Annotated in this window: 11 protein-coding genes; 3 read left to right on the top strand and 8 right to left on the bottom strand. The window is 40.2% G+C overall.

Features of this window, described 5'->3' with window-relative positions; genetic code table 11:
- Positions 1-345 precede the first annotated feature (345 nt).
- On the bottom strand, positions 346-732 hold the full coding sequence (locus GW828_RS05110) for a hypothetical protein (RefSeq protein WP_124017099.1): 387 nt from the start codon (positions 730-732) through the stop codon (positions 346-348).
- The gene (gene nhaA / locus GW828_RS05105) at positions 729-1,904 is read right to left on the bottom strand and encodes a Na+/H+ antiporter NhaA (protein WP_273057688.1); all 1,176 of its coding nucleotides are present in this window, start codon (positions 1,902-1,904) and stop codon (positions 729-731) included. The genes GW828_RS05110 and nhaA overlap by 4 nt, the downstream gene beginning before the upstream one ends.
- A 245-nt stretch (positions 1,905-2,149) precedes the next feature.
- On the opposite strand from nhaA, the gene GW828_RS05100 reads away from it, so the two are divergent.
- Positions 2,150-3,001 (top strand): thymidylate synthase, encoded by an 852-nt coding sequence (locus GW828_RS05100; RefSeq protein WP_124017097.1) that lies wholly within the window; start codon positions 2,150-2,152, stop codon positions 2,999-3,001.
- A gap of 72 nt (positions 3,002-3,073) precedes the next feature.
- Here GW828_RS05100 and GW828_RS05095 read toward each other — a convergent pair whose 3' ends face one another.
- The 3 genes from GW828_RS05095 to rppH all read right to left on the bottom strand — a co-directional run bounded on the left by GW828_RS05095 (position 3,074) and on the right by rppH (position 6,738).
- On the bottom strand, positions 3,074-3,874 hold the full coding sequence (locus tag GW828_RS05095; RefSeq protein ID WP_124017096.1) for a sulfite exporter TauE/SafE family protein: 801 nt from the start codon (positions 3,872-3,874) through the stop codon (positions 3,074-3,076).
- A gap of 80 nt (positions 3,875-3,954) precedes the next feature.
- Entirely contained in the window at positions 3,955-6,195 is a 2,241-nt protein-coding gene (gene ptsP / locus GW828_RS05090; RefSeq protein ID WP_182741369.1) for a phosphoenolpyruvate--protein phosphotransferase, read from the bottom strand.
- Between the two features lie 24 nt (positions 6,196-6,219).
- Positions 6,220-6,738 carry an RNA pyrophosphohydrolase gene (rppH, locus tag GW828_RS05085; protein WP_124017220.1) on the bottom strand — a complete coding sequence of 173 codons (519 nt, stop codon included), beginning with the start codon at positions 6,736-6,738 and terminating at the stop codon, positions 6,220-6,222.
- Between the two features lie 764 nt (positions 6,739-7,502).
- On the opposite strand from rppH, the gene mutH reads away from it, so the two are divergent.
- Together mutH and GW828_RS05075 are read left to right on the top strand one after the other, a co-directional pair.
- Complete coding sequence (gene mutH, locus GW828_RS05080; protein WP_182698323.1) at positions 7,503-8,171, top strand: DNA mismatch repair endonuclease MutH; 669 nt, start codon at positions 7,503-7,505, stop codon at positions 8,169-8,171.
- A gap of 232 nt (positions 8,172-8,403) precedes the next feature.
- Entirely contained in the window at positions 8,404-9,414 is a 1,011-nt protein-coding gene (locus tag GW828_RS05075) for an adenylate/guanylate cyclase domain-containing protein (RefSeq protein ID WP_220487645.1), read from the top strand.
- A 92-nt stretch (positions 9,415-9,506) separates the two neighbouring features.
- On the opposite strand, the gene oxyR is transcribed toward GW828_RS05075, so the two are convergent.
- The 3 genes from oxyR to mnmL all read right to left on the bottom strand — a co-directional run bounded on the left by oxyR (position 9,507) and on the right by mnmL (position 12,246).
- Positions 9,507-10,433 carry a hydrogen peroxide-inducible genes transcriptional activator OxyR gene (gene oxyR, locus GW828_RS05070; protein ID WP_124017092.1) on the bottom strand — a complete coding sequence of 309 codons (927 nt, stop codon included), beginning with the start codon at positions 10,431-10,433 and terminating at the stop codon, positions 9,507-9,509.
- 189 nt (positions 10,434-10,622) lie between these two features.
- Positions 10,623-10,988 carry an Hpt domain-containing protein gene (locus tag GW828_RS05065; protein ID WP_124017091.1) on the bottom strand — a complete coding sequence of 122 codons (366 nt, stop codon included), beginning with the start codon at positions 10,986-10,988 and terminating at the stop codon, positions 10,623-10,625.
- 280 nt (positions 10,989-11,268) lie between these two features.
- Positions 11,269-12,246 carry a tRNA modification radical SAM protein MnmL/YtqA gene (gene mnmL, locus GW828_RS05060; protein WP_273057687.1) on the bottom strand — a complete coding sequence of 326 codons (978 nt, stop codon included), beginning with the start codon at positions 12,244-12,246 and terminating at the stop codon, positions 11,269-11,271.
- Between the last annotated feature and the right edge of the window lie 351 nt (positions 12,247-12,597).

The following is a 12,597-nucleotide window of genomic DNA, read 5'->3' as shown; positions in this document are numbered from 1 at the left end:
ATAATAAAAATCATAGTCTTAGCTACCATCAAACTTGTCACTCGTTTTCCTACAAGCGAATTGATGCTTCCAATAGCAAATTTATTACTCGTTAATTCAACGCAATGAGCAAGGCAAAGGGCTATTTTAGCGTGGTTTGCCATCTCAAATTCAGGTGATTTAACCCTGCAGTCTAAATCTTAAAAACACAGGATCTAAAAAGCTAATCCGCCATAACAAACGGTTGCTACATTCATCATCAAAAATCAACAGTTCCTGAACCACTAGATTAATTCATCTGAATGATTAGCCAAAAATCAAGCATAAAAAACGCAGCCCAAGGGCTGCGTTAATCTATTGACCAAATTACTGACTGCGGCGACAATCCATTAAACTCGTGATCACTGATTCCAGCTCATCACTGTTACTGACATTGTTTAACGACACCTGCTCAGTAAGTGCTGAGACAACTTCAGATTTTACGATTATGTGGCTAGAGCAATAATTCACATTCGCTGTTTGATAACGTTTCCCCGCTCGGTATTTCAATGCTCTTGATTCATAATCATTGGGATCAATTCGTTTCTTAGCCAGTTCATCTTGAAACATTAATGCTCCATCCACAACGCCTTCCAAATAACTTTGGCAAGTGGGTGAGTCAGATGATTCAAGACAAACATTAAATGATTCCGCCGATACAGGAATAGCTAGACTGCTCACGAGTATTCCCAAGGTTAATGTATTGAATTTCATGATTTCCCTCCATTTTTAGGCAGTACCTTGGCTAACCAAAAATAACCAATCACAGCCGCAAATAACGATCCAGTTAAAATACCGAGCCTTGCATAATCACCAAACGCAGCGGGTGAATTCTCAAATGCCAGTGAAGCAATAAACACCGACATGGTAAATCCAATACCACACATAACCGCAACAGGGATGATATGCCTCCAGCCAATGCCTAGTGGTAACTCAGCTAATTTAAGTTTTACTGCTAAATAACTAAATAGCAGCACTCCAATAGGCTTACCTAACAACAGACCCATGATGATACCTAGGGTGATAGGTTCAGCAAATGTATCCAATGACATATTGGTTAATGATAAACCAGCATTAGCAAAAGCAAACACCGGCAAAATCATAAAGGTGCTCCATGGGTGTAACTTGTGCTCTAAATGCTCAGACGGTGAAGAGCCATCTTTAGCACGTAAAGGGATACAAAATGCGATAATCACACCGGCCAAAGTCGCATGCACGCCAGATTTCAATACCGCAACCCACAAAATAAAGCCCAGTAATCCATAAGGTAGAATCGAACTGACCCCTTTTCTATTCAACGCGACCATTAGCACGATTGATATCGCCGCAATCACTAAACTAAGCATTGATAAATCGGTACTGTAGAACAGCGCAATAATCACAATCACGCCAAGATCATCAATAATCGCTAACGCCAGCAAAAATACCTTTAAGGCCACCGGAACCCGACTACCCAGCAGTGCCATAATGCCTAGCGCAAAGGCAATGTCAGTTGCCGCAGGGATGGCCCAGCCAACCTGAGTTTCAGGGTTAGAGTAGTTAAATGCTAAGTAAAATAACGCAGGAAAAACCATGCCACCAATAGCAGCAAAGCTGGGTAAGGATGCTTTTGCGACACTAGACAATGCTCCTTCCAGTAATTCACGCTTCACTTCTAAGCCGATTAATAAAAAGAACAATGCCATCAAACCATCATTAATCCACAGTAAAAGTGGCTTATCGATATCAAGATCACCTACCCTAAACTGGACTTCAGTGGCTAAGAAATCTTGATATATCCCAGCTAATGGTGAATTGGCAAGAATCATCGCCAAAGCCACGGCGATCATCAGTAAAATCCCACCGGCAGACTCTTGGCTTAAAAAGTTTTTAATTGCACGTTCCATATAACACTCCAAAAAAAACAATAAGATAAGTCTATCTGAATCATTGAAACTATAATAATCGCTTGTTTCTTGATATTAACTCGGTATTTCCGAGGTATCAAGCGGTAACAAGTCTGCTTTATACTTTATTCGAGTTATGCTGACACTGTGAAGCATAGCGTAGATTGGGTCTTTTTCTACAGATTAGAACGTGTTAATTAACCTTGGTTTGGGTATAATCTCGAAAAGGAAAAAGGATTAAACAGATGAAACAATATCTAGATTTGTGCCAGCGTATTGTCGATGAAGGCGAATGGGTCAATAATGCTCGCACTAACAAAAAATGCCTCACCGTCATTAATGCCGATCTTGTTTATGACGTTGCAAATAATCAATTTCCATTAGTGACTACACGTAAAAGTTTCTGGAAATCGGCCATTGCAGAAATCCTTGGCTATTTACGCGGTTATCAAAATGCTGCTGATTTTAGATCATTAGGCACCAAAACATGGGATGCCAATGCCAATGAAAACCAAGCTTGGTTAGATAACCCAAACCGTAAAGGTCACGACGATATGGGGCTGATTTATGGAGCCTTGGGGCGTGCTTTTCCAAAAGCGGGTGGTGGCCAAGTCGATTTACTGCAACAAATTGTTGATGACTTAACTAACGGTATCGATAATCGCGGTGAGATTTTAACCTTCTATCATCCAGGCGCATTTGACTTAGGTTGCTTACGTCCATGTATGTACGAGCATCACTTTTCATTACTTGGTGATACCTTATATCTCAATAGCACCCAAAGAAGTTGTGATGTTCCATTAGGATTGAACTTCAATATGGTACAGGTTTACGTATTGCTGGCATTAATGGCACAAATAACGGGCCACAAACCTGGTAAGGCGTACCATAAAATTGTCAACGCTCATATATACGAAGATCAGCTTGAACCCATGCGCGATATTCAGCTAAAACGTGAGCCTTTTGCCTCACCTAAATTAATCATTAATCCACAGATTAAAACCTTAAAAGACATTGAAACTTGGGTGACCTTGGATGATTTTAGTGTAGAAGATTATCAGCATCACGACGCGATTAAATATCCTTTCGCCGTATAATCTGCTTTCGCTCATAACAAAAATGGCGTTGTTCAAATACTTGAACAACGCCATTTTTGTTATTGTTTAGGCTTAACTCGTTAGTAGTTTCAATCCTACAACAACAAGCAAGCAAGCAAAGATTTTTTTCAACACTGGCGTGGGCCAAGAGCTTGCCGCTTTTACACCGATAGGCGCGCACAACATTGAGCTAATAATAATCCCGATTAATGCGGGTAGATAGATGTATCCCACCGAGCCCTCGGGTAAATTCGGTACATCAAATCCCGCGATGATATAACCAATGGTACCGGATACAGCAATAAGCATTCCGGTGGCCGATGAAAACCCAACAGCTTGGCGCATTTGTAAACCGCAATAACTCAAAAATGGAACTAGCAGTACTCCACCACCAATTCCCATTAGCCCAGCGGTTAGCGCTATCAAAATTGAGATGATAAATAGCACGGCAAAATTAGGCAGACTACTTCCCGTTTTCACTTTAAACGGAAACGCCATTTGTACAGCCATTAACACGACAAAAATGGCGAAGGCCTGCTGTAAATCATCCGATGCAATTTGCTCAGACACAAATGCTGACGCTAAAGAACCAATCACAATGCCGGGTAAAATAGGTTTAAATAACGCCCAAGGAATATTACCGCGTTTATGATGGGCAGCAGCTGAAGACATAGACGTTAAAATAATCGACGCCAGTGATGTAGCGATAGCGACGTGAGTGAGTTGAACCGAGCTAATGCCCACTGAGGGTAAGATATACAACAGAGCAGGCACAATAATTAATCCCCCTCCAATACCTAGAAGGCCGGCTAAAAAACCCACAACGGATCCCAGCAAAAGACATATTAAAAAGACCTGCAGTAAACTATCCACGATGACATCCTTAAGAGCGACACTTGGCAATATTATCAAAAACCACAACAGCGAGTTATCAAGCCGATTAAATCAAACGACTAATCCATATTAATTAAGTCTGCTAAATCATGCTGTTGTAAAAAATGAGCGAGTAAGCCTCGGACTTGATTACCATTTGATTGCTGTAAAATAGACTCCAGCAATTCAGATAACTGTTGTTTTGAGACACGTCTAAGTAAAAAATTAATCCTCGCTAAGCTGCCTTGGTTCATACTGAGTTTGTTATACCCCATAGCAACTAAAAGCAATGCGCCGTAGGGTTCTCCAGCAAGTTCACCACACACACTCACATCTAAATTATACAGTTTACACTCATCGACCGCGCGTTTAAGGGCTCTAAGAATACCTGGGTGATAACTGTCAAATAGCGAACTCACACTCGGGTTATTACGATCGACAGCCAGCAAATATTGCGTTAAATCATTACTACCGACAGAAACAAAATCAACTCGCTTCGCCACATCTTGTAACTGGTATAATAATGCTGGTACTTCAAGCATTACACCAACTTTTGGCCTAACCAAAATAGTATTTAACTCTTGGCTTAATTCAATAAATGCTTGATCCAAATATTTTAAGGTTTGATCTATTTCATCTAAATTACTGACCATTGGCAGTAATATTTGCAATTGATTACCGTGACTTGCCGCTTGTAGCATCGCCCGTAATTGCACTAAAAATAATTCAGGATGATCCAGTGATAACCGAATGCCGCGCCAGCCTAAAAATGGGTTATCTTCTTTAATCGGAAAATACGGTAGTGGTTTGTCACCACCCACATCCAATGTACGCATCACCACAGGTCTATCACCTGCAGCATCTAATACTTGGCGATAGACATTGATTTGCTCACTTTCACTCGGAAAGCGTTGATGCAACATAAATAGGATTTCAGTTCGATACAACCCAATACCATCGGCACATTCTGCTATTTCAGATGCGATACCACTGAGTAACCCTGCATTGAGATACAAATGGATCCGCTCACCATCGGTGGTAATAGAGGGTAAACCCAACTCGGCAGAAAATTGCTTTTGTTTTTCAACATCAGCATCAATCAGTAATTGGTACTCTTCTATCACAGCGGGTGAAGGCGATACCAATAGCTGACCACGATTAGCATTTAATACTAATAGCTTTTGATCAATATCGATGGATAAGACTTCATCAACGCCAACAATGGCTGGTACACCTAGCGCACGCGCTAAAATAGCGGCATGAGCATTTACCCCACCACGCTCGGTGACAATCCCAGCTAACTTTTGCCGCGGAAACTCTGCCAGTAAAGTGGCATCCACTTCTTTTGCGACTAATATAACCGGTTTATCCGGTTCTAATTCCAGTCGGCCAGGCTCTATCAGTTGTCGAAGCAACTTCTGCCCGAGCTCTCGAATATCACTGGCGCGCTCTTTGAGGTAAGGATCTTCCATCGCCAAGAACTGCTCAATATAGCGAATAGACACCCGACTGACAGCAGACTCAGCTTGCCAGCCTAATGCGACTTCACGGGCATACTCGCCACCGAGACTCGAATCATCGAGCAGTAATTGAAATGCAGTAAATATAGAGGCAACATCAGCAGATTTTTCGCGTTCAAAACGTTGCGATATTGACGTCAGCATGTCTTTACAACGCTGTACGGCTAACTTTAAGCGCAGAATTTCAACATCAACATCAGTACATCGGATCTCGGCCTGTTCCAGTGAAATCAAACCACCCAACACTAGACCATGAGCAATCGCAATACCGCTTGACGCTGTTTCACCACTGAAAACAACTTGTTGCTGCACATTGGTAATGGCCGCCTTGTGCTTTAAGCTTCGCACAACGACAGCAAGTTGCGCTGCCAAGGTCATTAAAAATGCTTCTTCGTTTTCACTGAACTGACGCGCTTCGGGCTGTTGCACCACAATAACGCCGACAACCTGTTTTTGAAAAATGATCGGTACAGCTAAAAATGCCCGATATTCTTCTTCTGCAGCTTCTGGGAATAATTTAAAGCGAGGGTGAATACGGGCATCAGCAAGGTTAATAGCTTCTTCACGTTCGGCAACTAAGCCAACTAACCCTTCAGATAGTGGCATACTGACGCGGCCAACAGCAGATTTTTCTAGCCCTTCGGTGGCCGATAACACAAGATGTTGTTGTTCAAGGATATAGATAGAACAGCAATGGGTAGCCATCGCTAATCGAGTTTGTGACACTAATATGGTTAATGCACTTTCAAGGCTGTTGGCTCTCGCAACAGCTTGAGTAATATCCCTGAGCATATTTAACACTGTTCCAATCCTCTTTGAAATCAGTTAACTCCGTTGTTTGCTTCGTTTTTTACTAAATTCGCGCGTTTGTAGCGCTAATGTCGTCGATGCGAACTCTTTCATTACCTTTCTATATACGTCGCGTTTAAAAGACACTACCTGACGAACAGGATACCAATAACTGACCCAACGCCAATCATCAAACTCTGGATGACCTGAAGAATTCAAGTTAATGGTATTATCGTGACCTTTCAATTGTAGTAAAAACCATTTCTGTTTTTGGCCAATGCAAACAGGTTTGCTTTCTTGGCGTACCAAACGCTTAGGTAAACGGTAACGTAACCAAGAGCGCGTGGACGTTAAAATTTGAACATGTTCAGGTCTTAGCCCCACTTCTTCGTAAAGTTCTCGATACATGGCTTCTTCTGCAGACTCGCCATCATCCAACCCACCTTGTGGAAACTGCCATGAATGTTGGCCAAAACGTCTGGCCCACATAACTTGTCCAAATTTATTACAGATAATGATGCCCACATTTGCGCGAAAGCCGTCGCTATCAATCACATGGACTCCGAAAATAACAAATTTTATATCGTTTGATTGTTTCACAAAGCATGCCTATCGGCAAACCTCTATTTACTGTGGATAATTGAATAACAATGTGAATAAATCAAAATTATCAACAATTATACAAAACCACTTTGTGGATTATCCACAAAATCTGTGGATATCTCTGTTCGAAACTTTGGTAAACCTTAATAACAGGCTAAAAACCAACTAATATCCTTTTGAATAAAACTGCTGAGAATTATATTATAATTCTATATAAACAGTAACTTAAAATTTTAAATAAATTCAAAAAATGCTAGATCGCCGCAATGGTACAAAAAACACACAAGCCTAATTGAGATAGCTAATCACTCATTTAGCAACTTAAGTTATACACAAATAACAAGGCTTATTTTAAATTAAACCCGTAAAAAAGCCATTTTATTACGTTGACTTGGGGTTTTTAATCAGTTAAAGAGCCATAAACTTGTACTTATCCATTAAATCTGTGGATAAGTATGTGTGAAATGTAGGGGAAAAACGAGTGTAACTTGGGACAAGTATATTATAAAAACAGTCATAGTTAAAAAATTCATTTTAAAACAGCATCCTACAGAAGATTTTAAGCGAATAACTTTACCCAAACAAAATGCGGTTATTTTTCAACCAACCCAGGTACAACTAACTAAACTTGTTATCAATCAATATTACTTGATAGCATAGCGTGTCAGTATTAATCGCCAGCGCCCCCCACGTTCTCAAAGGTAAATTATCATCAAATGGCTAAATCATCGCCCTTAAACCTCAATGAATTAATGCAAAGAGCCCACAATATGGCAGGCATTTGTTTAGCGGATATTGCCAGAGATAATCAAATAGAAGTACCGGTGGATTTGCGAAGAGATAAAGGCTGGGTAGGTCAACTTATTGAATCTGAATTAGGTGCGCTTGCGGGCTCAAAACCTGAACAAGACTTTCTGCATTTAGGCGTTGAGCTGAAAACGATCCCGATTGATCATAACGGCAAACCACTAGAAACGACTTATGTTACTGTGGCCCCACTGACGAATATTCAAGGCATGACTTGGGAGAATAGTCTGGTTTATCATAAATTGCAGAGAGTGTTATGGGTTCCTGTTGAAGGTGAACGGAGTATTCCTGTTGGACAAAGACGCATAGGCACACCCATACTGTGGCAACCAAACAGAGATCAAGCCAGACAGTTACAACAAGATTGGGAAGAGATAATGGAGCTTATTGCCTTAGGCAAGGTGGATAAAATTAGCGCCCGTCATGGAGAGGTACTGCAATTACGACCAAAAGCGGCTAATAGCAAAGCACTCACAGAAAGCATCGCCGAAGATGGCAGTATACAATTATCCAATCCTCGAGGGTTTTACCTTAAAATTAACTTTACGCAACAGATCTTAGCTAATGCATTCTCATAATCTGCCACAATCACAACCCTGACTATGATTATTAATATCGAAAAAACTTGTACTACTGCAGCAGTTTCTTCACTTCTATTGATCTAAATCAGAAATAAAATATCACAAGTAAGCAAAATTTCTATAGACTACCCCTCTTATATACTAAGTCATTTAGGCAACCACATTCTCCGTGAAAGCACGCCGTCAAACACAAAAATTATTGTTCGCTATTTTTGCCTGGTGTGTAGCAATGGCTTCTTTCGTTTTTTTTCGTTACTCACAATCATCGCAACTACCTGAGTGGGCAGTTGGAAGTGCCGATTTAGCCACACTTGCTGTGATGATGGGCATTGTATTTGGCTGTTTGCATTGGATGTCGAACCTGATTGCTGACTTTAGCGCCATCAGTCGTTTACCTTATTTATTTTCAGTCGTATTTAAAGGCTTGTTTCTATTACTCGGGGCGACGACCTTAGCGTATGTGACACAATTTTTAAACATGTGGGCCATAGAGAATCACATGGTGACATTGCGGCAAATGCTTACGGTGCAAATTATTTACAGCCCATCATTCCAGGCATTAGTGGTTTACCTTGTTGTGGTGCGGGTCAGCTTAGCTTTTATTGAACAAATGTCGCTGTTGGTAGGCCCAAAAGTATTACTGAATATTGGCATGGGTAAATATCACAAGCCACGTTATGAGCAACAATTGTTCTTGTTTATCGATATGGTGTCATCAACCGCTCATGCAGAAACGTTAGGTGACTATCGCTTTAGCCGCTTGATTCAAGACAGCTTTAGTATGCTTGCAGATACGGTGACCGATAATGAAGCGGAAATTTATCGCTATATGGGTGATGCAGTATTGATCCACTGGCCGTTAGAACAAGGCATTAAACATGACCGTTGCATGAATATCTATTTTGAGTTTTGTCAGCAACTTCAGTGGCAGAGAAAATACTTTGAACAGCAATATGGTTTTGTGCCCAAATTCAAAGCAGCAGCCCACTGTGGCCAAGTTGTCGCCGCAGTTGTTGGTGTTCATAAGCAAGAAATTAGTTTCTTTAGTGATGTATTAAACACTCTGGCTCGACTACAAGATCAATGTAACCCACTCGGTCAAAGAATGTTGCTCTCAGGGGATGTGGTGCATCGACTTGAACAGCAAAATAGCCAGTATCAACTGACTGACTTAGGGCCTATTATGCTAAAGGGTAAAAAGCATCCAACTGAAGTGTACGGTGTTGCTCCAATAAAATAGTTCCCTCTACTAGTTGAAGTCAGTTAATAACAAAAATGGCAAGTATTACGACTTGCCATTTATTGAGGCTTCAACATTCTCCAAATGAGTATCTAACCGATCTTATTCGGTAACACTTGTGCTAACAGCTTTTTCTGAATGGCCAAACCTAAGGTTCTGAACGTTGAAATACGACTGGTAGTTTGACGCCAAACTAAACCGATATCACGGTAAGGGGCTTCGCCAGGTGGATCGATAGCAACCAGATCGGTATCCGTTAAAATCCCTGTATCAATAGCCATTTGGGGTAAAAATGTAGTACCAAGTTTACTGTTTACCATCTGTACTAAAGTATGCAGACTCGTGGCAGCAAAGGGATTAATCTTGGCACTATCACCCAATTGGCATGCTGTTATTGCGTGTCCGGTAATACAATGTTCAGCTTGGAGTAAAAAAATACTTTCATCAGGCATTTTTTGGTAGTCGATAGGTTGCACTAATTGTTGCGATACCTCTTTATGCATTACCATTTTAAACGGATCAATACCGACTTTCATACTATGAAAACCACTCGTGTCCACGGGTAACGCCAATATCAATAGATCTAACTCTCCTTTGGCTAACGCATCCAACAAACGCTCAGTGGTATCTTCTTTTAATAACAAGCTGAGTTTGGGATAATCTTGCTGGCATAATTTAACCACTCGACTGAGTAAGAATGGCGCTATGGTCGGAATACACCCTAAGCGGATCTCTCCAGTCATGGGTTCGCCTTGATTTTTAACTAACTCAACTAAGTCATCGACATCGGTTAAAATATTGCGAGCTCGCTCAACCACTTCTTCGCCAATAGCAGTAAACATAAAGGATTTATGATCGCGTTCAATTAACTGGTAACCCAGTTGCTCTTCAAGATTTTGAATCCCACTTGATAATGTTGATTGGCTCACAAAGCATATCTTGGCAGCGCGATTAAAATTTTGTTCTTGATGTAAATGAACTAAATAATAAAGGTTTTTAAGGCTAGGAAGATTTTTCATATAAACGATTACCCTTATCTATGTTAATTCAAATAGTGAATTAAATAAGCCAAAAAAACAAGACTCAATGGGCTAATCGAAACAAAAGTCCATAAAAAATGCCCCTTAAATAAGAGGCACTTAAACAGCATGACTTTCAGCACTCGTCTAGGTATTTATCTAAACAGATAGTGACTAGCATAATGGAAATTACGCTTTTGCTTCCAAGTATACTTTCAACTGTTGTAAATCTTTGGCAGCATGCTCAACGATTGCAGCAAGCCATACCTTGTGTTCGGTTTCCCATTTAGCTTCTTCACCGTGTTGTAATAACTGTGAAAATTGCTGAATGCGTTTCAGGCCAACAGACCCTGCTGCACCTTTAAATTTATGAGCTTCTGCACATAAGGTGTCTTTATCATTTGCATCACCCGCTTTCACTAGGCTGCTGATATATTCAGGCATTAGCTGCTCGAATAACACGACGCTTTTCAATAACGTTCCAGCTCCAATGGCACTGATATATTGCTCAAGCGTATTGAGATCCAATATTGAGTCTAACTGCGTTGTGGCCATTAAGGCACCTCTATCAAATATAACGCTATAAAGTTATAAATATGATACCGAGTAAAATACCCTATGCAAGGCTTGCTAATATTTAACCGCTATTTAATGACAAAATATCACATTTTTTCAACATAACTACTCAACTGGTATTACCAATGTTTAAAAATACCTCACATTGATAATTTTTCAGCCAAATTTTTAGTGATAATAGTTATCACTCCTATATAACATCACAAAAATCGACCTAAATGTTGAACCTATTTGATTGCCAATAATCGACCCGCAGCGATCACTCGCCCCAGGAGGTTTTAGGTTGGCTAGCGATTAATGCACTGCCTTGCCCACCAAATTCACGTAACTCGCTTACGATCGCAACCAAGCCATCCCAACGAAAAGCACACCAATCTGGGGCGAGTAAGATTGGTTTTTTGGCATAAGCAGTTACCCGATGAAAGATAATATTTTTTGGGGTATGTCGAATAAGTTTTGCAGCTTCAGCGGCATACTCTTCAAGGGTCAATAATGGCATAGCATTATAACGCCATTGCTTCGCCATCGTACTGCCTTCAACAACATGTAAAGGATGTAATTTAAGTCCATCTACACCAATGCCTAATACAGTTTGTAAGCTATTAAAATAGTCAATCGACGTTTCGCCTGGGAGCCCTAATATCAAATGAGTACACACTTTAATGCCTCTAGCGCGGGCATTTTTTACCGTCCGACGATATTCGCATAACAGATGGCCACGATTAATCCGCTTTAAAGTATGATCATTGGCTGTTTGTAAGCCTAATTCTAGCCATACTTCTATCCCTCGTTGTTGATACTCAACCAGTAAATCAATTACTTCATTAGGAACACAATCAGGACGAGTACCAATATGTAACCCTACAATATCGCTATCCTCCAGCGCTTGATCATATTTTTGCTTAAGCACTTCATACTCATCATAAGTACTAGTGTAAGCTTGAAAATAAGCAATATATTTAGCTGTGGGTGCAGTATTTGTATTCACCGAAGAGGTACATTTTTTTGCCGATTGCGCACGTACTTTGCCTTCAGTTAATTGTATCGCTATCGGTTGTTCTCTACCTCGTTCACCACTGAATGAGGCAACGTTGCAAAAAGTACACCCTCCCACCCCTAAGGTGCCATCACGATTAGGACAAGTAAATTGGGCATCAATGGTTAATTTTTTTACCCTTTGTCCATATAGACGTTTGCAATACACGCCAAACGTATTTACGTAGTCATCTAAACCCAAAATACAGTCTCATTATTACGCCAAAGTTCGCCAGTGTAGTCAGTCGATAAACACCTGTCTTGGTGCTAAATCAATAAAACCGTCTATTAACTCAAGCGAGTTATAAACTTATGTACAAACTAAATAACGTTTAAAACAATTTAGTTTATTTACATCGACAAAAAAGTGAATATTTACTCATTTATAATAATTTTTTACCCAAAGACTGTGTTTGAAATAAAATTCATTATTTTTGTTTCAAAAACAATTAACCGCCATTGTTATAAAAAGGTAATCAGTAATTTAATTTTTTTCTAAAATTCTTTTTATTCATAACGTTATAGCGCTAAAAACACAGTTTACGTTAACGTA

This window comes from Shewanella vesiculosa (genome assembly GCF_009994065.1).
In the GTDB taxonomy this organism is placed as follows: domain Bacteria; phylum Pseudomonadota; class Gammaproteobacteria; order Enterobacterales; family Shewanellaceae; genus Shewanella; species Shewanella vesiculosa.
This window is presented reverse-complemented; position numbering and strand designations above follow the sequence as displayed.